At 44.2% G+C, this 23,103-nt stretch carries 24 protein-coding genes and 1 pseudogene; 22 read left to right on the forward strand and 3 right to left on the reverse strand.

The genetic code is table 11. The features are described from left to right. Positions 1–68: 68 nt before the first annotated feature. From ONE56_RS14160 to ONE56_RS14170, 3 genes and pseudogenes are all read left to right on the forward strand, one after another. Positions 69–181, forward strand: a pseudogene (locus ONE56_RS14160) (IS5/IS1182 family transposase); the annotation flags it as partial. Positions 182–1,386: 1,205 nt separating this feature from the next. Then, positions 1,387–2,205: a cytosolic protein gene (locus tag ONE56_RS14165; protein WP_423840870.1), complete on the forward strand. Its 819-nt coding sequence runs from the start codon at positions 1,387–1,389 to the stop codon at positions 2,203–2,205. Positions 2,206–2,247: 42 nt separating this feature from the next. Then, positions 2,248–3,279 (forward strand): cytosolic protein, encoded by a 1,032-nt coding sequence (locus tag ONE56_RS14170; RefSeq protein ID WP_331438333.1) that lies wholly within the window; start codon positions 2,248–2,250, stop codon positions 3,277–3,279. Between the two features lie 363 nt (positions 3,280–3,642). Here the strand turns inward: ONE56_RS14170 and ONE56_RS14175 are convergent, their stop codons facing one another. Next, on the reverse strand, positions 3,643–3,999 hold the full coding sequence (locus ONE56_RS14175; RefSeq protein ID WP_041156286.1) for a YibL family ribosome-associated protein: 357 nt from the start codon (positions 3,997–3,999) through the stop codon (positions 3,643–3,645). Between the two features lie 73 nt (positions 4,000–4,072). Continuing rightward, positions 4,073–5,068, reverse strand: coding sequence for a 2-hydroxyacid dehydrogenase (locus tag ONE56_RS14180; RefSeq protein WP_331438332.1), 996 nt, complete (start codon positions 5,066–5,068; stop codon positions 4,073–4,075). A 194-nt stretch (positions 5,069–5,262) separates the two neighbouring features. Here ONE56_RS14180 and ONE56_RS14185 point away from each other — a divergent pair, with 194 nt between their 5' ends. Beyond that, the gene (locus tag ONE56_RS14185) at positions 5,263–5,745 is read left to right on the forward strand and encodes a L,D-transpeptidase family protein (protein WP_041156288.1); all 483 of its coding nucleotides are present in this window, start codon (positions 5,263–5,265) and stop codon (positions 5,743–5,745) included. 35 nt (positions 5,746–5,780) lie between these two features. On the opposite strand, the gene ONE56_RS14190 is transcribed toward ONE56_RS14185, so the two are convergent. Continuing rightward, positions 5,781–6,488, reverse strand: a complete 708-nt coding sequence (locus tag ONE56_RS14190; RefSeq protein WP_423840871.1) for a glycerophosphodiester phosphodiesterase family protein — start codon at positions 6,486–6,488, stop codon at positions 5,781–5,783. Positions 6,489–6,834: 346 nt separating this feature from the next. Between ONE56_RS14190 and ONE56_RS14195 the strand changes: the two genes are divergently transcribed. The 18 genes from ONE56_RS14195 (at position 6,835) to ONE56_RS14280 (ending at position 23,081) form a co-directional block, all read left to right on the forward strand. Then, positions 6,835–7,788, forward strand: a complete 954-nt coding sequence (locus tag ONE56_RS14195) for a lactate/malate family dehydrogenase (RefSeq protein ID WP_423840872.1) — start codon at positions 6,835–6,837, stop codon at positions 7,786–7,788. Between the two features lie 261 nt (positions 7,789–8,049). Then, complete coding sequence (locus ONE56_RS14200) at positions 8,050–8,715, forward strand: response regulator transcription factor (protein WP_423840873.1); 666 nt, start codon at positions 8,050–8,052, stop codon at positions 8,713–8,715. Continuing rightward, a complete protein-coding gene (locus tag ONE56_RS14205; protein ID WP_423840874.1) occupies positions 8,715–10,091 on the forward strand; it encodes a histidine kinase sensor domain-containing protein in 1,377 nt (458 codons plus the stop codon). The genes ONE56_RS14200 and ONE56_RS14205 overlap by 1 nt, the downstream gene beginning before the upstream one ends. Positions 10,092–10,292: 201 nt before the next feature. Beyond that, positions 10,293–12,380 (forward strand): TonB-dependent siderophore receptor, encoded by a 2,088-nt coding sequence (locus tag ONE56_RS14210; RefSeq protein ID WP_423840875.1) that lies wholly within the window; start codon positions 10,293–10,295, stop codon positions 12,378–12,380. Between the two features lie 74 nt (positions 12,381–12,454). Continuing rightward, positions 12,455–13,222: a DUF3450 domain-containing protein gene (locus ONE56_RS14215; protein WP_423840876.1), complete on the forward strand. Its 768-nt coding sequence runs from the start codon at positions 12,455–12,457 to the stop codon at positions 13,220–13,222. Further along, complete coding sequence (locus tag ONE56_RS14220; RefSeq protein WP_423840877.1) at positions 13,223–14,587, forward strand: MotA/TolQ/ExbB proton channel family protein; 1,365 nt, start codon at positions 13,223–13,225, stop codon at positions 14,585–14,587. Beyond that, positions 14,587–15,141, forward strand: coding sequence for a MotA/TolQ/ExbB proton channel family protein (locus ONE56_RS14225; protein WP_041156295.1), 555 nt, complete (start codon positions 14,587–14,589; stop codon positions 15,139–15,141). The genes ONE56_RS14220 and ONE56_RS14225 overlap by 1 nt, the downstream gene beginning before the upstream one ends. After that, the gene (locus ONE56_RS14230; protein ID WP_423840878.1) at positions 15,138–15,542 is read left to right on the forward strand and encodes an ExbD/TolR family protein; all 405 of its coding nucleotides are present in this window, start codon (positions 15,138–15,140) and stop codon (positions 15,540–15,542) included. Before ONE56_RS14225 ends, ONE56_RS14230 begins: the two co-directional genes overlap by 4 nt. Beyond that, a complete protein-coding gene (locus tag ONE56_RS14235; protein ID WP_041156297.1) occupies positions 15,542–16,162 on the forward strand; it encodes an energy transducer TonB in 621 nt (206 codons plus the stop codon). Before ONE56_RS14230 ends, ONE56_RS14235 begins: the two co-directional genes overlap by 1 nt. Further along, a complete protein-coding gene (locus tag ONE56_RS14240) occupies positions 16,159–17,331 on the forward strand; it encodes a hypothetical protein (RefSeq protein ID WP_423840879.1) in 1,173 nt (390 codons plus the stop codon). Before ONE56_RS14235 ends, ONE56_RS14240 begins: the two co-directional genes overlap by 4 nt. A gap of 165 nt (positions 17,332–17,496) precedes the next feature. Beyond that, positions 17,497–18,126 carry a PepSY-associated TM helix domain-containing protein gene (locus tag ONE56_RS14245; RefSeq protein ID WP_423840880.1) on the forward strand — a complete coding sequence of 210 codons (630 nt, stop codon included), beginning with the start codon at positions 17,497–17,499 and terminating at the stop codon, positions 18,124–18,126. A 59-nt stretch (positions 18,127–18,185) separates the two neighbouring features. Continuing rightward, positions 18,186–18,725, forward strand: a complete 540-nt coding sequence (locus ONE56_RS14250; protein WP_423841162.1) for a DUF2271 domain-containing protein — start codon at positions 18,186–18,188, stop codon at positions 18,723–18,725. A gap of 14 nt (positions 18,726–18,739) precedes the next feature. Beyond that, a complete protein-coding gene (locus ONE56_RS14255; protein WP_423840881.1) occupies positions 18,740–19,567 on the forward strand; it encodes a DUF4198 domain-containing protein in 828 nt (275 codons plus the stop codon). 72 nt (positions 19,568–19,639) lie between these two features. After that, entirely contained in the window at positions 19,640–19,978 is a 339-nt protein-coding gene (locus tag ONE56_RS14260; RefSeq protein WP_331438323.1) for a hypothetical protein, read from the forward strand. Then, positions 19,975–20,526 carry a DUF6162 family protein gene (locus tag ONE56_RS14265; protein WP_423840882.1) on the forward strand — a complete coding sequence of 184 codons (552 nt, stop codon included), beginning with the start codon at positions 19,975–19,977 and terminating at the stop codon, positions 20,524–20,526. The genes ONE56_RS14260 and ONE56_RS14265 overlap by 4 nt, the downstream gene beginning before the upstream one ends. Positions 20,527–20,536: 10 nt before the next feature. Continuing rightward, positions 20,537–21,475 (forward strand): metal ABC transporter solute-binding protein, Zn/Mn family, encoded by a 939-nt coding sequence (locus ONE56_RS14270; protein WP_041156303.1) that lies wholly within the window; start codon positions 20,537–20,539, stop codon positions 21,473–21,475. Continuing rightward, positions 21,475–22,203: a metal ABC transporter ATP-binding protein gene (locus tag ONE56_RS14275; protein WP_331438320.1), complete on the forward strand. Its 729-nt coding sequence runs from the start codon at positions 21,475–21,477 to the stop codon at positions 22,201–22,203. The genes ONE56_RS14270 and ONE56_RS14275 overlap by 1 nt, the downstream gene beginning before the upstream one ends. After that, positions 22,203–23,081 carry a metal ABC transporter permease gene (locus ONE56_RS14280; protein ID WP_423841163.1) on the forward strand — a complete coding sequence of 293 codons (879 nt, stop codon included), beginning with the start codon at positions 22,203–22,205 and terminating at the stop codon, positions 23,079–23,081. Before ONE56_RS14275 ends, ONE56_RS14280 begins: the two co-directional genes overlap by 1 nt. The last annotated feature ends 22 nt before the right edge of the window (positions 23,082–23,103 follow it).

A 23,103-nucleotide genomic window follows, 5' to 3' on the forward strand; every position in this document is an offset into this window, starting at 1 on the left:
GTAATTTCGCTGGCTCACCTTTGCTCCATTGTGTGTCAACCTAAGATTTAGGACACACTTCTTTTGTCAAATTAAGCCTAAGGGAATACAACGCTCAGGTTGGCGAGGCTAACGCAATGGTCAAAGCGTTGAACAAAATCTTGTGGGGCTAAGTATGCCTGAAACTCAGTATGTCGTTTAAGAATTAAGCACTATGGGACTTACAATGAAATTTATTTATCGTTTTCTCAAAGCTTAATTCGATAAACGATTATAAAGGCTGTCACCTATAGACCCAAAAATTGATATAAAAATAAATGATATGTACATCATCAATCAAGGAAGTAATGCTCATCGAAAAAAACAATGTACGTTGGCAAAAGGTATGAATTCATATCTAAGAATAATTACTATTACTCTTCAATATTTGGTAAAAAGCAGGCAATCGATGCGTCTATTTATTTTTTTAGGGGGGATACTCGCTTTCCTTAGTCATGCAAAATAGTTTGATACTGATTATATACCTCCTGAACTCCCAAAACCTGGTGACGGTTGTGGTGGAAGTGCGTTTTGCCAGCTTTTGCGTTCGCTGCATACTTGATTTGTAAAAGCAATTCTGGTGAATAATAAAATATGAATGAGATTAAACTGAACGAAATTAGTCCAAAGACAATACAGAGTAAAGTAAATAGAAATGGTGGATTTTATGTCTCTTTAAGTAGACGTAACTTTAAAAGGACTCGAAAATTGATGGAACTTTTTGGAAGGCTCGGAAGATAAAAAATCAGTTTTATCGTGATTATGACCCGAGTCTTGGAAGGTATATCCAGTCAGACCCAATCGAGCTTCAAGGTGGGTTGCTTCATACCCTGATAGATCGTGAAGCCAAGATCACTTCAGGGCGAGACCACCGTTTTTGTGCAGAGGCTGGTTCAAACCAAATCTAAGATCTTCCTGATGGCGTGGCTGTCGCTTTGAATATGATGTATTGTAAGCCATATCTTTTCAATCAAGTCCCTCGGCGAACCGGGAGATTTCTGCCTTAGAAATGCCGGCCGTGAAGTGTGATCACCAAGCAATCCTGTAGTACTTTAACTACCAACCGACGTTGTCGGATTTTAAAGACATAAACCAACAGGTTTACGCCATTGGTTTGCTGAATTCCCTAAATAAGATACAATCAACCATGTGAGTCAACTTTCCAGTCATTCGATAGGCGCGGAAATTAAAAGCTATTAATATCAGCGCCTTAAAGGTACGAAGAGTCGTTAATCTAGGGTTCAAATCCCTATCTCTCCGCCACTTTTAAAAATTAAACCGCTGTTCTTACAGCGGTTTTTTTCGCCTAAAAAAAGAGCTAAAGTCGGGTTGATGACAAGTAGATGTGTATATTTATGAAGGGTGTTAATGAAGTTATTGTACTTATTAGATGAATGGTTAACCCTGTCCCACAAAAAGCAGCAAATCAGACTACCGATCACTGGCGCAGATCTACTTGATGATGTCTTTGTTAAGTATGAATTCGTCGATCTTACTAAGCCACTAATTTTCACCTTCTCTCCTTCCGGTACTGATATACAGGAACAGGACCTAGATGCGGATTTCAAACCTTGGGGTTATCAGTTAATCCAGTCATTTAACGTCAATATTATCTCCTTCCAACACTTAGGGAAGAACAACTGGTTCCGTAGTCGCAATTTGATTTTCTTTCTAGAGCAGTTATCTGAATTGTTGGGATCTTTTAATTGTCGTCTGGGTTATGGCCAGAGCTTGGGTGGTTTTGCCGTAGGTGCATTTTCCAAGCTACTCAAACTTAACCATATCCTGCTAGTTTCTCCTGTTAGTACTAAGAATAAGACGTTGGTGCCTTGGGATGATAGACCCAGCACAGAGCTGGCGCAAAAGTATGACTGGGAGAGCGATTATAGTGATCGAGCGTTGGGAAATGCGAAGGGCTATATTATCTATGATCCAACCAATCAAATCGATCGTCTGCATGCTGAGCGTTACCCAGAGTTAATTCATCTCAGGGTTATCGGTATGGGACACGGCACACAAACTGTACAAGGAAATAAATCGGATTTTTTTAACCTGGTGGCGGAGGAGTTCATCCGCCATCAACAGATAGATATTGCCCAATTTAATGAGCAAACAACGGCTTTGTTTTTAAAAGAGGATGAGTATCAGGGTTCCTGTTTCAAGGAAATCACACACACTAAAAACTAGATTTTTAACACAATTGCTAGGCGCAATTTAGATGGAGGATAAATGAAGTTACTGTACTGGTTGGATGAATGGTTGACACTTACTCGAGAAGACCAACAAACCAGCTTACCGATGACTGGGGAAGACTTACTTGATGATGTCTTCGTTAAATATGAATTTGTCGATCTCAATAAACCGTTATTGTTTACATTTTCCCCTGCCGGTACGAATTTTCAAGTACAGGACTTACACTCGGATTTCGCGCCTTGGGGCTACAAACTAGCCCAAAAACAGCATGTTAACGTTATATCTTTTCAACATCTTGGTAAAAGCAATTGGTTTCGCAGCCGAAATTTGATTTTCTTCCTTGAACAACTTTCAACATTACTGGAACCTTTCGAGAGCCGTCTGGGCTATGGGTTAAGTCGGGGAGGTTTTGCAGTTGGTGCTTTTGCCAAGCTGCTTAGGCTGGATCAAGTGTTATTGTTTCATCCTGTGAGTACGAAAAATAAAGATATCGTCCCGTGGGATGACCGTTCGAGTACAGAACTGGCGCAGCAGTTTGATTGGAAGGGTAATTACCACGATCTCGACCTTGGTGATGCTAAAGGTTATATCATTTATGATCCAACAAATGATATTGATAAACGTCATGCAAAACGCTATCCAGAGCTAAAGCATCTTAGAGTGTTTGGAATGGGTCATGGTACTCATGCAACGTATTTGAGTAAGTTTGGGTTTTATAAGCAAGTGGCTGTCGACTTCATCCGTCACCAGCAAATAGACATTGCCCAATTCCGCCACCAAACTAAAACACTACGCTTAAAAGAGGATTATTATCAAAGCCTCAACGAAGCGAATGGTTATTCTAAACATCGACTTGGGCTCCTGAGTAAGGCTCACAAGGTGTTGCGTGAAGAGAAAAAAGAGCACGTAAAGGAGCATCAAGCGCAAATTGATATTCAGCCTTTAGTGGATATTGCTATCAAGCATCAGGAAGAAAACCCTAAGGATGCGGTAAAGCTACTGGAAGTCGCGCAACAATTAGCGCCAGGCGATCCTGTTGTAGAGCACAAGCTACAGCAGTTGTCATAAATATTTATGACGGATAAATCACCGTTGGTAGAAGCAATGGTGAGTATTGATGAAGTGCATTGAACACAGTTATTTATACCAATCGTAGTAAATAACTGGTCATTCTAGCTTGTTAAAATACTCGATAACTTCGTTGCCTTTTTCGTTTATAAAGTAGGTTGATTGTAGAATAACTACTTATCGAAAAATAGCGCCTTGTTCTCAAGCATTTTTCCTACGCTATTTCTGATCACTTATTTACTGTGATTGGTATTAGCTAATGAGACAGAAAGCATAGGCATCTCACTTCGGAACTTCGAATACAAAAAAGCCCAAGCGTCACGTAGCTTGGGCTTTCTAATATGCGAGTATAGAACAGTGTTGTTAGAACTCTTTTGGAGCAAACCCTGTCATCACATCTAGACGCAGTTCTTTGCCAACTTTTGTCAGCGGGTGAACAATCACAAGGCCGCGAACGCGCTTCTTGAGCTTACCAATATCCGCCTGTTCTTCTTTGGTTATTTCACGAGAAAATGGCATATCTAACAGGCTCTTACGCTCTTTATTTAGCTCGTAACTCTGCTTATGTTTCAATTGATTAAGCTTTTTCGTTAACTGCTCAACTTCGTCAGTAAACTTAGAAATCATTTCGTGATCACCGCGAGTCCGAGCTGCATCGAGTTTACGTTGGCAGTTATCTACGCGGTTGTGCAGCTTTTGAATATCAGTTTTAATGCTCATGGTAATTTGACTCAATTCTTAAATAGTGGCGGATTATAGCATAGCTAAAATTCTTCGCTCTATTATCCTATATTTAGTTGATCAATTCATTCCCTGAGGTTTGCCCAGAGAAGTACGCTTCTACGTTATTAAGTGTTACAGTCGCGATGTTATGCAAGGCTTCATGTGTTAGGAACGCTTGATGTCCAGTAAACAGGACGTTGTGACAAGCAGATAAACGACGGAATACGTCGTCTACAATGACATCATTGGATTTATCTTGGAAAAAGAGTTCTTTCTCATTGTCGTATACGTCTAAACCGAGTGCCCCTATTTTACCTTGCTTGAGAGCCTCAATGGCTGCCAGTGAATCGAGTAGTTCTCCTCGACTGGTGTTAATGATCATGACACCATCTTTCATCTGTTCAAAGGCTTTAGTATTGAGCAAATGGTAATTTTCCTTACTCATAGGACAATGTAGAGTAATAATGTCGGCATTGGTATACATCTCTTCAAGAGAGCAGTAGCGTACACCTAATTCTTTTGCTTGAGGGTTTTCATAAGGGTCATGGCACAATACCTCCATGCCAAGGCCTTTAAAAATACGAATAGCCGCGACGCCAATTTTCCCGGTACCTATCACACCAACCGTTTTACCGAAGAAGTTAAACCCGACCAAGCCTTCTAGTGAAAAATTGGCATCACGGGTACGTTGATATGCTTTGTGCAGTCGACGGTTTAAGCACATCATTAGCCCGACTGCGTGCTCTGCTACAGCTTCAGGAGAATAGGCTGGAACACGCACAACTTGTATTCCTAGCGCTTTTGCGGCTTGTTGATCAACTTTGTCGAAACCCGCGCATCGCATTGCTATGAGCTTGGTACCTCCCAACGCCAATTGCTTTAACACTTGCTCAGATAAATCATCGTTAACGAAGGCACATACGACTTCACATCCGTGTGCCATCTTGGCGGTTTTTTTGGTCAAGCGGAAGTCGTGATAATGAAATTCAAAATCTCGGTCATTTTTTGCTTTATTAAACGAGTGTTCGTCATAAGACTTAGCACTAAAAAAGGCAATGTTAATCATAACTTTCTCTCTATTTTTATAAATTTATAAACGGATTTACACTGGTTATCGTTCAGCATCTTTGTGCTTCTACACGGAGAAGATAACTCTTTTTACGTTGATTCTTGATAATCAGTTTGCTTTGTTATCACCAACTGACTAGCATAACGACTTCTTGTATTTCCTTTTAGCTTGTTTGATTAGGCGTTCTGACAATGTCGGTAAAATGGTGTTCTTTACTTTTGTGTTGTGCATTTGTATCTGGTGCTCATGCCGCTGTCGATCTCGTAAAAGTTGATAAATCGAAACGCAGAATGTATTTGATGGATAATGGTGTCACTATTAAAGAGTACCGTATCGCATTAGGTGCAAATCCGAAAGGGCACAAACAAGAGCGTGGGGATAATCGCACGCCAGAAGGAAGCTATACACTCGACTACGTGTTCGATGATTCTGCTTACTATCGTTCTGTGCATATTAGCTACCCAGACGCCATCGATCGCCTCGAGGCGCACCGCCAAGGCGTTGACCCTGGTGGAGATATCAAAATTCATGGCCTAAAAAACGGCGAAACTCAAGACCCTAACTTTATTCAAAGCTTTGATTGGACTAACGGTTGTATCGCCATTACTAACGAAGAGATGGATGAATTCATCAAACTCGTCAAAATGGGAACACCAATTGCTATCGAGTGGTGATTGTGTTGCTGACAGCCCCATTAACGTGATGCCCGCTACAGGAATCGATCGGGATAATCGGTAAAAAAGCCATCTAGTTGCGGGAGATGCTTCAGCTTGTTTGGATTGTTAACGGTGTAACACATCACTTTGACCCCTGACTGTTGCAGTTGCTTAATTTGGCGTGCGCGAATCCAATTAATGTTTAAGTTGCAGTACTCGGCACCTACATCTTCTAACAGTCTTTTGTCTTTTCTGGTTAAAAATTCACTAAGCACAGCTAAGCGGTAGTCGTTACAGTGTTCGTGGAGTGCTCTAATCACGTCATGACTAAAGCTCGAAAGAAGAATTTTTTCGTGTGAAAGAGGACCGTCGGCAAGAACTTGCTTGAGGATTTGGGCTACTTCCTCTGTTGGATGGCGATCCACTTTGACTTCAATATTCAAATTGAGGTCATGTTTGGCCGCTAATTCCAGCAGTTCTTTAAGGGTCATAATCCGCTCACCTGAAAACGCACGATCAAACCATTGACCAAAATCGAGAGTGCATAATTCATCCAGCGTAAGTTCATCGACTCGTCCCTTTCCATTACTGCAACGGTCTACGGTATGATCATGGCAAACCACTAAAATCTTATCTTTAGTGGGTTGTACATCGACTTCTACCCACGTTAATCCAAGATCAATGGCTGCTTGAACACTGACTTTGGTGTTTTCTGGGTAGTGCCCTGCGACTCCGCGGTGACCTATCAACAGCGTATTCATTAGACTATTCTTATTCTTTGAATGATGAACAGATTGTACGCCTTATTTTCTCTTTAAATAACCTCAAAATTCATAGTGTAAATGGTTGCTAGCGATACGCCTAAAGCTTGGACTTACGTTAGTATCCATCAGGAAGTGAGGCAGCAAAGTACGCTTGTATGTGATGGGCGCGTATTAAGAATGAGCAGAGTAGGTCACTGGCCTATTATGTCGAATAAAATTTCTGGCTTGGTAAAGAATTCTAAGTAATATAAATGAATTGGACATTTATGCTCTTATTGTTCACTTGTTTGGGTAAAACGGTGAACTGTTTTTCAGGGGCAATGAAATTATCAGGGAGAGGAAAATGAAAATCGGTGTCATTGGTGCTGGAGCGGTAGGTGTCGGCGTGTGTAACTACTTGCTGACATTAGGTAGCCTGAGCGAGTTGGTGTTGTTAGACCAAAATTTAGAACGAGCGGAAGGTGAGGTGTTTGACTTTCGTCATACAACGGCATTAACGTTTTCAAAAAATACCCGTATTGTGCCCTCGAACGACTATCTCGATTTGTTGGGAGCCGACATTGTCGTTATCACCGCTGGGGCTCAAATCAAACAAGGTCAATCGCGTTTAGATATAGCGGAAATTAACGCAAATATTGGCGTAGATATTGCACGTAATATTGAGAGAGTTGCTCCTAAGGCTGTGCTTATCGTTGTCTCCAACCCTTGCGACATTGTGACTCACTTTATCACTGCTAACACAAGCTTTGCATCAAGTAGAGTGATCAGCAGTGGCTGCGTTATAGACACGGCTCGTTTAATGAGCATCGTTGCTAACCGAGTTGACTTGGATCCGAAGAATATTTTCGGTTACGTGTTGGGCGAGCACGGTAGCCATTGCTTTACCCCAAAAAGCTTGATTTCTATCGCTGGACAGCCTGCCGATTATTATTGCGATACGCACAATATCAAACGTATTGACGCTGATGAGCTGTTAGAGTCAGTCAAGCAGGCGGGATTTGAAATATTTCGTCGCAAACAAAATACTGTGCATGGTATTGCGGCGAGTGTATTTAGAATTATTCAAGCGGTGATGATCAACGAACGCTCTGTTTTGCCTGTGGGTACAATGATGTCAGGTAAGTATGGTCTAAGTAATGTCGTGCTAAGTTTGCCGACTGTTGTTGGAAAAAATGGGGCCGAATCGGTTCTTACTCATCCGTTTACGGGGGATGAGCTTAAAACACTCCAATCAATAAGTCAGAATTTGAGACAGGTTGTTGAAGATGTCGCGAAATCAACCGGATTAAGTTGCTAAGCAGGAAATCATTACGAGAGTACAGCAGTACCTAGACATATCTGTTTGCGAGCTCACTCTCGGAATCGCTCAATATTCAGACCCTATCTCTCCATTAAGCTTGGATGAGCGACAGAGAGCGCAAATACGCCAATGTCCTCATCCGATTCCAAGATCCTATTACATGCATCGCACTCATATAAAAAGCATACAATATTTAGTTGTTCAATCTATAAATGAGTAATAAAATGCAAATCGTTTTTATTTGCATTTTGGTTTGTTATGTCGCGAGTTTTGATCATAGATGACAATGCTTCTCTTTGTGAGCTATTGGAAGCCGTTCTTCAGGATGAAGGCTATACCGTACATGCAATGCATTGTGGTGAAAGTGCCTTGCAGTATATGGAAAAAGCCCCAGTAGACTTGGTGTTACTGGATGTCATGCTTCCCAACTTGAGCGGAATGCAGGTTGCACGGCGAATATGTCAGCGGTTCGCTACACCTATTTTAATGCTTACTGCACTCAATGATGAAGATTCGATGCTAGATGGTTATCAGGCGGGAGCGGATCAATATATCGGCAAGCCATTTAACGTTGCAGAGCTATTGATGCGCATCAAAGCAATGCTTCGACGGGTTGGCTTAGAGCGACAAAGGCAAACCATCAGTAATACTGTTCAATGCATGAGTGATAACTTGGATAGTTTACCGTTGACGAGTACCGAAGCGGATTTATTAAGTTATTTAGTCAAAAACCAAGGTATTGTCGTCTCCAAAGCGGAGCTACAAACTGAAGTGCTGAAAAAAGACCTTAGCCCGTTTGATCGCAACTTAGACATGCATATCAGCAACATACGCAGAAAATTAGTCGAAGCCGGCCTGTCTAAACAACGTATTAAAACCTTTAGGGGTAAAGGCTACAGCTATTTAGATGCCGTAAACATCTAATGATTCGATTCTACACGGCTTATATTGCACAGCGAAAAGATCGTTTAGCTTTCAAACTATTTAGTTATATGTCCGTCATTGTGATCAGTATTTTGCTCCTTCAAGCATTGGCTGAGCAAGCAATGGTTAAAGCTATGCTAAAAGTACCGGATAGCCTTAAAATTGAAATGCTCGATCTTGCTCATCAGGCCAATGTTCTCATTCGGTATGGGGACATGGATGAGCTTGCAGATTGGGCACGCGCTCAGAAATTTCGTGTTTTTGTTCTTGATGACCAATTACAGCCACTCACTCACCGCCAAATGCATCCTCACTTTGAGTTTAAGCTTCAATTTAGAAGAAGTCTCGATACACAATTAGAAGGAAGAGTTAGTCAACCTATCATCAGCATTCCCTTAGTAAACAACAATAATTTAGCGATTCAAATTCCTCACCAACTGCATCCTGCAAACGATTTTGTGCTGTACTTTTCTATTATAAAAGTCGTTATTGCTGCCGTTATTTTAGTGCTGTTTTCATTACTGATGGCACGCAACTTACAGCAACCATTGGACCGATTGAGAGAAGCGAGTAAAAAGTTATCCAACGGCGACTTTAATGTCAGCGTAGTGAAGGAGTTGAAGTCGACGACGACTGAGTTCAACGAGCTTGCTCAAGATTTTGATCACATGACAGAACAAATTCGACTTCTGACCAGAAAACAAAGGCTTTTGATTCGTGACGTGTCTCATGAGCTCAGAACGCCACTCGCAAGGCAGAATCTAGTCTTACATTTGCTTAAAAAGCGTGTCGGGTTAGAAGAGCAAGCCTTAGTACATCGACTTGAAGAAGAAGCAGAAGATCTGAATAGTTTGATACGCGAGATCCTTGAGTTCAGTCGGCTTGAAAATACTTGCTACAACAATACCGGAGCAGTGATTGATTTAGAAAACCTTATCACGCCACAAGTCGAGCGTTACAAAGTCGATTTAAAGCCACAGCAAACACTGACCTTAATTTCAGACGTTTGTGATACAAACGTATATTGTGATGAATTATTGGTCGTACGTTGTATGAATAATGTGATTGCTAACGCGATCAAATATTCGGGAGAGCAAGCCGAGATAGTGGTGTCATTAGCCAATCATGTCAACGACGGGCAACATTATGTTGTGTTGTCGGTCTCCGATGATGGACCTGGGATTCCCGAACATAATCTGCGGGATATTTTTGACCCCTTTACGCGTTTAGATCAATCGAGAAACAAAAAGTCAGGTGGTTATGGTTTAGGTATGGCGATTGTTAAGGAATCGATGCGTATTATGGGAGGGCAGGTTTTGGCTCGAAACCGCTCGAAAGGCGGATTATGTATTTCACTTTTATTCAAACAAAAATAGTGAACGACCAACTCTTTTTTGTGATTTATGTCACAGTGAGAGACTCTGTTTATCGAGAGTGCTTTACAAAAGTTGGCAAATGCAAAGAATGTAAATTTAATGCAAATGGTAATAATTATCACTTATATTCACCCGCGAAATAATTGAGCGGATATACATCAAGGGAGATGTGTATTTCGAAAAAATTCGGAGTGAAAGGATATGTTAACTAAGAGCCACCTGGCGTTAGTGATCGGTGCGGTGCTGGCAGCACCTGTAATGGCTGAAGTTCAAACAGATGAACATCTTGTGGTCGAAGGCCGAGAGTTCGGTTACAAGGCGGATACAAACAGTACCGCAATGCGTATGGAGATGACGCAACTTGAAACCCCGGGGCAGGTTGCAGTGATTGATGAAACTGTGATTGATGAACAACGAGCAAGCACACTGGGTGGAGTACTACGCAACGATGCAAGTGTTAGCGCTGGTGGTACAAGTCGAAACCGCGAGCGGTTCTCTTTACGTGGGTTTGAATTGAGCAGCTCGGATGGTTTCTTAAAAGATGGACGTCAACATTGGTCTCATTACCGCCAGCCGATTGAGCTCTTGGAGCGAGTTGAAGTGCTTAAAGGTCCATCTGGATTGCTTTATGGCAAGTCTGAGCCCGGTGGTCTGGTTAACATGGTATCGAAGAAGCCGACCGCGAAAACTCAAGCTAGTTTGAGTCAAGATCTTGGATCTCATGATCGTTCTCGTACTGTATTGGACGTTAGCGGTGCATTAAACCAAGACGAAACCCTAAGAGCTCGCGCTATTTTCGCCAAAGAAAGTTATGGCTCTTCACGCCGATATGGGGATGGTACAGAGCCTGAAACAGACCGTATGGTCGGTGGCGTAATGGTTGACTACGATGTTACCGATACCATTATGGTATCCGCCCATTACGATCGTACTGAAGACAAGGGTAACGTGGATTCGGGCGCTTATGTTATTGGTGACAAAGCGGTTCGCGGTGATAAGTATATTTGGGATGCTCAGTGGTCGAAGATTGACAACGAAGTAGAAAACTATGGCGTTGATATCAATGCGCAAGTCACGGACAACGTAAACGTTAAAGCGGGTGTCAACCGCCAAGATTTTAAGCGCTTTGATGTTGAGTCTTACCCACGTTTTGGCCAATATGAAGAAGCTGGAACAATAACGCATAAAGGCAACGAACGTACTGATAACTGGGTGTTTGATACCGCGTATATTGATGTCACGACAAACTATTCAATTTTGGGGACAGATAACACACTTCTCATTGGTGCTAACTACCTTGATTACAAGTATGACCGTTTTATGGCGTTCCACGATGGTGAAGATGTTGCGGCTGGGCAAACGGTAACGCGACCAGAACCGACCAGTTCGCGTAAGTGGCCGACGAGTGAGTACGATACCTGGGGTATCTACGCACAGAATATGATGACCATCAACGATTACTGGCAGGTATTAGCGGGCGTTCGTTACGACGAAAGAAGCACTGACGAGCTGACTGAAAATCAAGTATCACCAAAGTTTGGTTTGATTTTCCATCCAAGCAATAACGGTTCTGTCTATGTACAGTACTCTGAAAGCTTCATGCCACAGGGTAAAGTCAATGATGATAGATATACAAACGATGGTGAAGAGCTTGATGCTGAACGTGGTATCTCTTATGAAATTGGTACCAAGTGGGAACTGTTCGATCAGCGTTTGTTTGTGTCTGGTGCGCTATTTGATATCACACTAGAGAATATTGCTCTTGACGTAGAAGACGGTTTTGATGTTGCTGGTGACTTAATGTACAACAGAACTCAAGATGGTGAGCAAGTTCATAAAGGCGCTGAGTTTATTGCGCAAGGTTTTGTTACAGAGGCGTTATCGTTAACCGCTTCTGCTATGTACTTGGACGCTGAAATTAAAGAGAGTGCAGAATACAAGGGTAATCGTCCTGCTGACGTTCCTGAGTTTGCCGCAAGTCTTTGGTCTAGCTACAAAGTCCAAGAGAATACCAATGTGAATCTTGGTTTGATTTACGAAGGTGAGCGCTACGGAGACGCAGCGAACACATTTAAGAAAGACGGGTATGCGCGTGTTGATATGGGCGTGTCATACAAACACCAGTACGATGAAAACTTGGATATCGTGACTCGGTTCAATGTTGAGAACCTGTTCGACACCGACTACCTAGCGGGTGGCGGTAGCACGAATAGCCAACAAGATGGAGCAAGCGGTGTAGTGATTGGCGAAAGCCGAAATTACATGGCGACGATTCAGTTTAAGTACTGATAACAAATTGGCTTAGCGAAGGGGAAGGGCATCTTCCCCTTTGATCGTTTTTAGGAAATTACATTAAAACTCGTATGAATCTAATGAAATCAAGTATCGCACTATTGATCTCATCGGTTTTGATTCCTGTTCACGCGGAGAATCTCAACGATGCACAAGCAGTGCAGAGCAAAACTAACCAAGCCTCTGCGGTCAGCCAGAACCGTATTGATGCAAGCGCAGAAAAAGCGTTGACGTTAGAGTCTGAAATTGAGCAATTGCAAGAAGAAGTGAGCAACTTAGAAATCTATCGAGACCATCTTGCAAGTCTCGTAGAAAACCAAAATCAGGAAGTTGAAAACTTAAATGAGCAAATTGATCAGATAGCTCATACGCGTCAGGGTGTTGTACCACTGATGTATCACATGCTTGATGGTTTAAAAACGATTCTGGCGAATGATAAGCCAATTCGAAAAGCGCAACGTGAAGAGCGTATCGCTAAACTCGATGAAATGATGACTCGCGCAGATGTCGCCGATGCAGAAAAATTTCGCCGTATTCTAGAGGCGTACCAAATAGAGATGGACTACGGAACGAAACTTGGTGTGTATCAAGGGAAGATCGAACTCGCGGCCAACGAACGGGTTGAGGCAGACATCTTATATTTAGGTCGTGCAACTTTAGTGGCACGGAGTCTATCAGGAGAAACCTTCTGGAGCTGGTCCCAGCAGCAGCGAGAGTGGCAGCCAGTCTCCACCGATCAAAAAGTGGAATTGGACAAAGCATTTGCGATGGCAAACAAGCAAATTGCGCCTGATATTCTTACCTTACCGGTATCGCTGAGCATTGCGGAGGGCAAATAAATGATGAAAAGACTATTATCGATTGCTTTGATTTCCACCGCAGTAATGACTTCTCATGCATCATTTGCTGATTCGCTAGTACAGAAAGCTCAACAAGAAAGTCGTCAACAACGCACGCACAACGCGGAACGAGAAGCTGGCTTCAAACGAACAGAGCAGGAACTACAAGCGCTTAAAAACCGTCTAGTATCAGAGCGCGCTGCGATTCAAGCTGAAGCAGATTCTTTGAGTACATCTTTCAGTGAGAATGAAGCGCAGCTAGCCCAACTTGAAGAAAAGCTCCGTTTAGAGTCAGGTAGTTTGGGTGAGTTGTTTGGGGTCGTACGTCAAAGTGCCAAGGAGCTAGATTCTGAACTAAAACAATCTGTTACTAGTGTAGACGCAAACTCTTATCAGGACGATATTGACGCAATAGTTACCGCTAAATCTCTACCGACGCTCCCTCAGTTGAAGGCAATGTGGCACAGCATGGAAGAGCAAATTAAAGCCAGTGGTGAACTTGCTCATGTCTCTTTTACTTTGTTAGATGGCGAAGGCAGAGAGCAAACCGTTGATGGTGTGCGTCTAGGTGCGATGGCACTATTGAGTGACAATGGATACGTGAACTGGAACGGACAACGTGGTGATGCAGTGAACTACCTTCGCCAGCCAGACAATGGCCCAACCGCTCAGACATTGAGTTCGGGTGACGTTGATGCGATTGTCATCGACCCATCGCGCGGCACGCTATTAGAGCAATTAGCTCACTCTCCGACATTACAAGATCGCATTAGCGCTGGTGGTGTCGTGGGTAAAATTATCCTTGGTTTGCTTGCTATTGGTTTAGTGATTGCTTTGGTTCGCGGAGCATCGCTAGTTATTGCACGGCAAAAAATTGCAAAACAGTTGAAGACCCCGGAGCAGGCCGGTGATAACCCACTTGGTCGAGTACTGAGCGTTTATCAAAAAGACAAGCACCGCAGTGTTGAAGCGTTAGAATTACGCCTGCTTGAAGCTGTGGTTGATGAGCAAACGCATTTGGAAAAAGGCCTTTCCATGCTCAAGTTGCTTGCTGCGCTTGCGCCAATGCTGGGTTTGCTTGGTACCGTAACGGGTATGATCGAAACGTTCCAAGTGATTACTCAGTTTGGCAACGGGGATCCGAAAGTCATGGCGGGTGGTATTTCAATGGCCTTGGTGACGACAGTGCTTGGTTTGGTGGCTGCGATGCCATTGCTTCTAGCGCACAACGTCTTGAGCTCTCAGGCAGAAAGTATTCGCAATATTCTTGAGAAGCAAGGTATTGGGTTGGTTGCCGAGCAGGCAGAACAGGACCTACCGCAAGACAGAAATAATGCGAACAACAGAGCGGAGCACGCAGCGTAATGGAGCAGATCCTACTCAACACATTGGGTTTGATCAGTCAGGATTGGGCCACGACTTTGATGAGCTTTATGCAGCAAGGTGGCCAAATTCTCTGGTGGTTGGCAGCGGTTGTTGCAGTGTGCTGGTTACTGGTAATGGAGCGTGTGATCTATCTTACCTCCGTATTTCCTAAGGTAAAAAAGCAGCTCCGCGAGCAATGGCAATTGAGATCTGATCACCACTCTTGGTACGCGCATCAAATCCGCGAAGGATGGGTGGCAAAAGCGAAGATTGAACTACGCCAAAATCTGTCAACCATCAAATTACTCGTGGCAATCTGCCCAATGCTTGGCCTACTTGGGACCGTTACCGGAATGATTACCGTTTTTGATGTCATGGCTTCTCAGGGAAGCAGCGATCCCAAATTGATGGCATCGGGTATTTCTCTTGCTACCTTGCCGACAATGGCCGGAATGGTAGCCGCGTTAGCGGGTATGTTTATTCATGCTCGTTTAAGCAAAGTATGTGAGCGCAGAGCTATTCAACTAGAACAATCTTTAAGGAGTCAGAAGTGAGACTCGGACGCAGACCTAATCAACAAGACGAAGCACAAGTCGATTTAACATCCATGTTGGATATCGTCTTTATTATGTTGATTTTCTTTATTGTTACTAGCTCATTTGTGCGTGAATCTGGGGTCGAAGTGAATCGCCCACAAGCATCAAATGTCGTGAGCCAGAAAGAGGCAGGTATCTTTATTGCTGTAACAGCAGCGAATGATATTTATATCGATAAGCGATTGGTGGACGTTGAACGTGTCGAGGCTTCGATTGAACACTTATTGCTTGACCAGCCCGACGCGACATTAGTGATTCAAGCGGATGAGCATGCCTATAATGGTACCGTTGTGAAAGTGATGGATGCGGCAAAAGGCGCGGGTGTGAAAAATATCGCGTTGGCGGCGGAGGCTCCTTAATGGCAAGGCTGTTTATTGCGCTACCACTGTCCTTATTGATTTCAGTGAGTCTGTTTAGCTTCATGGCATGGATGGTCGACAATGGCAACAAACGAGTGCCAGAGGCAACAGAGGCGGTGCGTTTTGACATGGTGATGGTTGAAAATGAAGCCGAACTTCAGCGCCGTCAACGCTCTGTGCCTGAACAGCCCAAGCCGCCACAAGCCCCAGAACCTATGGATCTCTCTCAGGCGCAAACGCAAGTTGAAGCGATGAGTCAGGTTACGCCAATCAGTGCTTTAGGTTTAAACACCGCATTAGATGGCGTCGCAATCAGCGCCCCAAACCTAAAAGGTACGATGAGCAATCAGCAGGCTATGCCTTTGCATCGTGTTGAACCTCGTTACCCGAGCCGGGCATTAAAACGCAAGGTCGAAGGTTATGTTGTGTTGCGCTTTACAATCGACGAGGCTGGACGTCCAAGAGATATCGAAGTGATTGAAGCTGAGCCAAGTCGTATGTTCGAGAGAGAGGCGATACGTGCCGTCAAAAAATGGAAATATCAGCCAAAAGTTGAGAATGGTGTGTCAATTGAGCAGTTCGGACAAACCGCAAAAGTGGAGTTCAAGTTAGCAAAATGATGAAAAAATTCTTAATCGCTGCGCTGTTGATCGTCAGCACTTTTACCTCGGTCGCGGATGAGTTGAGTCAGTATACCGCAGTGCGCGTTCAGCGGGCATACAACATGGCTCAAGAAGACAATCTGAAAGAAGCCATTTCAACACTTGAGGCGCTCGAATTATCGAGAGCTTATGACAAAGCGTACGTTGCGCGTATGCTTGGGATCTTTTATTGGCAAGCGCAGCGGACTCAATCTGCGATTAAGCAATTGCGCCAAGCGGTTGACAGTGAGTTACTGCAAGATGATCAAGCTTGGCAAACGCGCAAAATGTTGGCCGATATTTTGTTGAACGAGCAGGCCTATTCAAAAGCACTGCCACACTACTATGCGTTGAGCCAATCCATACCTAAGGGCCAAAAAGGCGATGACATTTGGTTACGCATTGCTCAGTCTCATTATCAGCTAAGTCAGTGGCAGAAAGTGCTATCTGCCATGGCGCGCTACGACAAATATGGAAAACGAGACGAGTTAGGTCCGCTGTCAATTAAGCTGTCTGCTGAAATGGAACTGAAAAAGTGGAAGCCAGCCATTGGTACCATTAAGCGTTTGATTGCGATTGACCCTGAAAAGCTTGCGTGGTGGCGTCAACTCGTTGCATTAAATATGCGTATTAATGACAACAAGCGTGCACTTGATGCGTTGGCTTTGGCTAAGCTAAAAGGTTTGAACCTAAGTCAAAATGATCTAAAACTGCTTGCTCAATTGTACGGGAATCGTGGGATACCGGAGCGGGCGGCGTTAGTGATGAATGAGCTTGTCGATGTAAACTCCAATAGCGCACTTAAAGCGCAGCAAGCCACGTATTGGCAAATGGCAAAAGAGTGGGAGAAATCGATTGATAGTTGGCAAGTCGCTGCCAAACTTAACTCAAAGTACTACTGGAATTATTCCCAATTGCTAGTGCAAGAAGGGCACTATAAACAGGCGCTTGCTGCATTAGACAATGTTCGTGGCCGTCGAGCTGATGTGGCGTTAGTCAAAGCTCGCGCATACTATAAACTGAAACGCTTTGATGATGCACTCGCAAACGCGAAAAGAGCGCATGAGATTAAACCTTCTGACCAAACACAAAGCTGGGTGAAGTATTTGACCCAACTGCGTAAAGTAGGTGGAACCCAAAATTCGTAATACCTAATATTAAGTCACTGTTTCATCGAGACCTGAGCATTCGCTCGGGTCTTTTTTTTCTAACATTCGAACCTGCATCTCCTCAATGTAAACAATGTAAATTAAATGCCAATACGAATAGTTATCATCTAAATTGGCTTCTAAATTTTTGGCTGATGACTCTTTATGTTGCTAAAAAGCAAAGGTGTCCAGACTTGGGCTAGACGCTTACATATCTATATTTCGATGGCGTTGCTATTAGTCACTCTATTTTTTGCGATAACAGGGATTACTCTAAATCGTTCTGAATTGTTTGAACGGAATGAGCCTATTGTTCAGCAGCATGCATTAGTTATCCCCGCAGCAAGCTTATTTTTATCTTCAACTAGTTTTCAACCGAACCGTTCAGAAGTGATCGCGTACTTAAAGCGAGAAGTGCAACTCAGTGGTATGCCCTCGGCCTTGGATGTCTATACCGAAGTGGAAGCGGGCGAACTGCTCGTGGGTGAACTATCAATGGACTTTAAAGGTCCGGGCTATAACGCAACGGTGTTCGTCGATATGACCACAGGCGAGGCAGAAGTGGAAACGACGCACTACGGTATTGTCGCACTGCTTAATGATCTACACAAAGGACGCAATAGCGGTGATGTATGGAAATGGTTTATTGATGCCACTGCGCTATTGATGGTGTTTTTTGTGTTAACTGGTGTGTGTTTGTTGCTGCCGAAGAAAAAGACATTAAGAACGTCATTGCAATGGATGGGTTTTGGTACGGCTTTGTCGCTCATTGTTTATATTGTCGCTGTTCCATAACAGCTTATGCAGAGAAAAATACTATGTTGATCCAAAAAAACATGTTGATCAAAAAAAACATGTTGCTTACCGGCCACTGTTTTTGTCGTCGTTTTTTACGTACTGCTACTTTGGTGATAGCACTCTCTCCGTTGTCACTGCTGGCCGAACCGTTGCCGGATAATGCGAGAATCGATGTTGAGTTTGAACTGCCTAAAATCGACACATCTATGTATGCACGTCCTTATGTTGCTGTGTGGGTTGAAGATGAAAAGCGCAAACCGATCAAAACGATTGAGTTATGGGTTGGCAAAGACGAATGGCTCAAGGATCTACGCAGTTGGTGGCGCAAAGTTGGTCGTTACGATAGTGAATTGGTGGATGCGGTGACATCGGCCACTCGCCCCGCTGGTCAATACCGATTTGTTTGGGATGGCACCAACGATCAGGGGATTCGCATAGACCAAGGGGATTACACCCTATATATCGAAGTCGTACGTGAGCACGGCGGACGTAACTATTTACGTCAAAAAATGACGTTAGCGGATAGCGAAATGCGCTACGAGATCGAACCAACTCAAGAGACGGGGGCTATCACCGTCAACTACCAAGTGAAGTGATAAAGGACGCAACAATGATAAACAAAGTGAAAGCCACGACGTTAGTCGGTGTGCTAGCTGTGGGGTTAGCTGCAACAACAGTACAAGCACATCCACGCTGGGTTTTACCTTCTCATTTTACGGTATCAAAAGAAGGTGGGGATTGGCTGACGTTCGATGTGACCGCTTCTCATGGCACATTTGTTTTTGATAAGCCAGCAGGGAGTGATCAGGCGTTTGTGATCATGCCGGATGGCAGAAAAGAGCGCCCTAATTTTGTTGTACGTGGTAAACGCCGTTCTATGTTCGACTTCTTTTTTACTGAACAAGGAACGCATAAAGTTGCGATCAATAATCAACCGAGATACTTCACGCAGTACAAAGCGGGTCGTCGCGATACCGTGAAGTGGTCGCCAGCGAATAAGGTCGAACGTGCCGAACTGCTACCAGAACAAGCACGCGATGTGGTCACAATGCTGAGCTACACACGAGCGGAGAGTTACATCACGGTGGGCATGCCGACGGACAAAGCATCCGAGATTGAAGGTAAGTTTCTTGAGATGAAGCCCGTGACGCACCCGTCAGACATTATTGAAGGCGAGCCTGTGACCTTCCAGTTCTACTTCAATGGAAAGCTTCAAAGTGGTGTGACTGCGGAAATTACTCGTGAAGGTACCTTGTATCGTAATCATCAAGAGCAGATTGAGGTTGTGAGTAATAGCAACGGTGAAGTGACGTTTACGCCAGAGGTGGCGGGTCGCTACCTTATGAAAGCGAACTACAAAGGGGACTTAATGGGTGATCCTTTAGCGGATAAAGCAAGCGCTAATGTGCATTTGACGTTTGAAGCTCAACTGAATTGATAAGCCCGTATCACGGATAAACCTCACTAATAAACAAGAGGGCTCGGATACACGAGCCTCTTTGGAATTGCGATGAACAACATTTCTCTCTCAAAAAAAGCCAACCTTTTAACCACCGCGATACTTTGCAGTGGATTTATCCCCTTAAAAGCTTTTGCTCACTTTCCTCTTATGAGTTGCTATTTCGAGCAGAATACTGTGGTTTGTGAGGCCGGTTATTCTGATGGTTCAAAGGCGGTTAGTTATGAAGTAGAAATGTTCGACTACGACGATAACTTGATTGCAAAAGAGACCACCGATAAGCGATCCATCGCCACATTCTCCCACCCTGAGACGGACTTCTATTTGGTGTTTGATGCTGGCCATGAAAGCCCAGTTGAAGTTGATGTTGTTGAGATCAACGAGAAATGACAACCCAAACCGTTCATCCAGACAATGGGAGTCGAGAAGGCAAGTGGGTCGCGTTAATGATCATTGTGATTCTTGCGTTTGCAGCCACATTATTACCTCATCATCAAGTGTCGACCAATGAAACTCAACTAGAGCCTTACCAAGTACATATGTCTGATTTGAATCAAGAGCAGATCGCGTTTATTGCTGATATCAAACTCGCGCATGAAGAAATTAGGGACCTGTACTTGGAATCAGGCGTTTGGCCAGAAATTAAACAGCTGGAAGCGCTTTGGATCGCTCCGTTTGTCAAAGATCAAGGTTGGAAACGGAAAGGCTCGCACCAATGGCAACGACTAAAGGATGGTGTCTATTTAGGTATTAAACACGATGAGCAAGGAGCCAGTTCGGTGCTTTTAGACAGTCATAATGCGGAGGCAGACATCTGGTTTTCTGATCTGGATGATGGGCTAAGCATATCGGACGTAAGTGACCTTACTCAGCGTCAAGGTAATGGCTGGCGGCAGATAGTCACGACTCAATCAACTTCTCATTCTCACGCCCACTAAGTGATCATTTATGATATTGACTAACAAAACCTCGTATCTTCTACGTCGCGTGTTTGCCGTGGCTGCTTTGCTTGTTGTTTCCTCTTCTGGCTATGCAGCGGACAAACTCCGTGTCGGTATTACCCTTCAACCTTATTACAGCTACGTTGAAGCTGTTGTCGGTGATAAGGCGGACATTCTCCCGCTGGTGGATGCAGGCTTTAACCCGCATAACTACTTACCACAACCAAACGATCTCAAACGCCTAAGTGAAATGGATGTCATCGTTGTGAATGGCATTGGTCACGATGATTTCGCTTTAAAAGTCATTCAAGCATCTCAGCGTGAAGATTTGGTTGTGATAGAAGCCAATAAAGATGTCCCTTTATTGCCAGCAATGGGTCAATCTGTGGGGCAAGGGGCGGTGAATCCACATACCTTTGTTGGTTTATCTACGACGGTACAAAAAGTTTATACCATCGCCAGCGAACTGGGTAAGGTTGATCCCGACAATGCGGCTTTTTACCGCCAAAATGCCCGCCAATATGCCAAGAAGTTCCGCTTGATGAAGCGCGATGCCATGATTTCTCTAGGCGAGTTGGACACTGCAGGAATGAAAGTTGCCACGACCCACAATGCTTACGGGTACATTCTGCAAGAATTTGGTGTGGATGTTGCGGCCGTCATTGAGCCCGCTCATGGTGTTGAGCCAAGCGCAAGTCAGTTGCAAGATACGATCGAAAAGATCCGCGAGTCCGGCATTGACGTGTTGTTTTATGAGCTCAATATGCCAAACCGATTTGTGGACACCATTGAAGAAGCGACCGGTGTTCGACTTTACCGTTTTTCGCACATGACTCACGGTGATTACCAAGCCGAAAAGGTCGAATTGGAGATGCGCGAAAATGTAGAAACATTGATTGAAGCCATGAAGTTTGTTGCGCGTAAGCGTTCTCAGGAGGTTACCTAATGACGGGGCCCTCTATCATATTGAACAGCGTCAGTTTACGCTACGGTGAACATGTTATTTTACAAGATATTACTGCTCGGTTTGAGGCGGGAAAGTGTCATGTCGTGATGGGGCCAAATGGTGGAGGAAAGACGTCTGTTCTGAGATCTGTTTTAGGCTTAACACCATTTAAGGGAAGTATTTCTTTGGATTGGGCCGGTGACCAACTAAACGCAAGCCAAATTGGCTATGTGCCGCAAAAAGCCATGTTTGAGTCCAGCTTGCCACTGACCGTAATGGACTTTGTCCTTCTTAATCAGACTCGCGTGCCGTTGTTTTGGCGAAGTAAAACCAAGCAGAGCCAAAAAGCGTTGGCGCTACTAGATCGAGTTGGCATGGCGACGCGTTGTGACCGTCGTATGGGACAACTCTCTGGGGGTGAGCAACAACGCGTACTGCTTGCTCAGGCCTTATTGGATGATCCGCGTTTATTGGTATTAGATGAGCCAGCAACAGGGATGGATGAACAAGGGGTTCGCTATCTTGAAGGGCTCATTCGTGATGTGGTTCGAGAAGGGAAAACGGTTCTGGCGGTGCATCATGATGTAACGGCTGTGCGTCGATTGGATGCGCATGTTCATGTGGTCAATCGTCGAATTATCGACTCTGGTCATCATTCACAGGTACTTCAACCGGATCGTATTGAGTCGCTGTTTAAGCACTATACCGGAGGGGTTGAAGCCGCATGATGGATTGGCTACGTGCGCTAGCAACCAATGGCGTTGAAGCAGGTTGGTTGAGCGACAGTTTTTCATACGCATTTATGGTGAATGCGATTGTTGCGGCATTCATACTAGGACCGTTACTCGGTGGGCTTGGAACCTTGGTGATTGCGAAACGACTGGCCTTTTTCTCAGAGGCCGTGGGGCACGCGGCATTAACGGGCATCGCGATAGGTGTCTTACTCGGTGAATCACCTGAGAATCCCATCATTGGTTTGTTCAGCTTTTGTATGATTTTCGCGCTGCTGCTGCATTTTGTGCGCAACAGAACCAATGTGCCTTATGACACGTTAGTGGGCGTTTTTCTGGCTCTTGCCTTAGCGGTGGGGGCTGCGTTATTGATGTACGTGGCGCGTAAAATCAATATTCACATGCTGGAAAACGTGTTGTTTGGCTCGATTTTGACGGTCACCGACAGAGACATCACCATACTTGCGGTCAGTTGCCTGATTATATTGCTTCTGCTGATCCCAACCTTCAATCGAATATTGCTGACCTGTATCAGCCCTGACATTGCGCGGGTACGAGGGTTTAATACCGGATTCTACGATTACTTGTTTGTCATGATGATCACGCTTGTGACCATCGCGGCGGTAAAAATTATCGGCGCGGTATTGGTTGGGGCACTGTTATTAATTCCTGGTGCAACGGCTAGGTTGCTGACTGAGCGTATGGGTAGTTTTGTTTTGCTTTCATCGCTATTGGCGACGGTTGCGTGTTTGGTTGGCACCGTTCTCCCTATGGAGTTACAGCTGCCAGTACCATCAGGTGCTTCGATCATCATTGTTTCTGCCCTCTTTTTCTTAACCGCTACGGTTTACCGAATTATGCATATACCCAAATAACCCTCTATAAGTCATCAATTTT

This window comes from Vibrio mytili, from assembly GCF_049563345.1.
In the GTDB taxonomy this organism is placed as follows: Bacteria; Pseudomonadota; Gammaproteobacteria; order Enterobacterales; family Vibrionaceae; genus Vibrio; species Vibrio mytili.

Coding starts and splice junctions, on each gene's coding strand:
- ONE56_RS14240 (WP_423840879.1), top strand. CDS start 16,159: ATGATGAAAAAATTCTTAATCGCTGCGCTGTTGATCGTCAGCACTTTT.
- ONE56_RS14205 (WP_423840874.1), top strand. CDS start 8,715: ATGATTCGATTCTACACGGCTTATATTGCACAGCGAAAAGATCGTTTA.
- ONE56_RS14280 (WP_423841163.1), top strand. CDS start 22,203: ATGGATTGGCTACGTGCGCTAGCAACCAATGGCGTTGAAGCAGGTTGG.
- ONE56_RS14180 (WP_331438332.1), bottom strand. CDS start 5,068: ATGATTAACATTGCCTTTTTTAGTGCTAAGTCTTATGACGAACACTCG.
- ONE56_RS14275 (WP_331438320.1), top strand. CDS start 21,475: ATGACGGGGCCCTCTATCATATTGAACAGCGTCAGTTTACGCTACGGT.
- ONE56_RS14170 (WP_331438333.1), top strand. CDS start 2,248: ATGAAGTTACTGTACTGGTTGGATGAATGGTTGACACTTACTCGAGAA.
- ONE56_RS14270 (WP_041156303.1), top strand. CDS start 20,537: ATGATATTGACTAACAAAACCTCGTATCTTCTACGTCGCGTGTTTGCC.
- ONE56_RS14210 (WP_423840875.1), top strand. CDS start 10,293: ATGTTAACTAAGAGCCACCTGGCGTTAGTGATCGGTGCGGTGCTGGCA.
- ONE56_RS14225 (WP_041156295.1), top strand. CDS start 14,587: ATGGAGCAGATCCTACTCAACACATTGGGTTTGATCAGTCAGGATTGG.
- ONE56_RS14185 (WP_041156288.1), top strand. CDS start 5,263: ATGTCGGTAAAATGGTGTTCTTTACTTTTGTGTTGTGCATTTGTATCT.
- ONE56_RS14175 (WP_041156286.1), bottom strand. CDS start 3,999: ATGAGCATTAAAACTGATATTCAAAAGCTGCACAACCGCGTAGATAAC.
- ONE56_RS14200 (WP_423840873.1), top strand. CDS start 8,050: ATGTCGCGAGTTTTGATCATAGATGACAATGCTTCTCTTTGTGAGCTA.
- ONE56_RS14265 (WP_423840882.1), top strand. CDS start 19,975: ATGACAACCCAAACCGTTCATCCAGACAATGGGAGTCGAGAAGGCAAG.
- ONE56_RS14235 (WP_041156297.1), top strand. CDS start 15,542: ATGGCAAGGCTGTTTATTGCGCTACCACTGTCCTTATTGATTTCAGTG.
- ONE56_RS14215 (WP_423840876.1), top strand. CDS start 12,455: ATGAATCTAATGAAATCAAGTATCGCACTATTGATCTCATCGGTTTTG.
- ONE56_RS14250 (WP_423841162.1), top strand. CDS start 18,186: ATGTTGCTTACCGGCCACTGTTTTTGTCGTCGTTTTTTACGTACTGCT.
- ONE56_RS14195 (WP_423840872.1), top strand. CDS start 6,835: ATGAAAATCGGTGTCATTGGTGCTGGAGCGGTAGGTGTCGGCGTGTGT.
- ONE56_RS14165 (WP_423840870.1), top strand. CDS start 1,387: ATGAAGTTATTGTACTTATTAGATGAATGGTTAACCCTGTCCCACAAA.
- ONE56_RS14245 (WP_423840880.1), top strand. CDS start 17,497: ATGTTGCTAAAAAGCAAAGGTGTCCAGACTTGGGCTAGACGCTTACAT.
- ONE56_RS14220 (WP_423840877.1), top strand. CDS start 13,223: ATGATGAAAAGACTATTATCGATTGCTTTGATTTCCACCGCAGTAATG.
- ONE56_RS14190 (WP_423840871.1), bottom strand. CDS start 6,488: ATGAATACGCTGTTGATAGGTCACCGCGGAGTCGCAGGGCACTACCCA.
- ONE56_RS14255 (WP_423840881.1), top strand. CDS start 18,740: ATGATAAACAAAGTGAAAGCCACGACGTTAGTCGGTGTGCTAGCTGTG.
- ONE56_RS14260 (WP_331438323.1), top strand. CDS start 19,640: ATGAACAACATTTCTCTCTCAAAAAAAGCCAACCTTTTAACCACCGCG.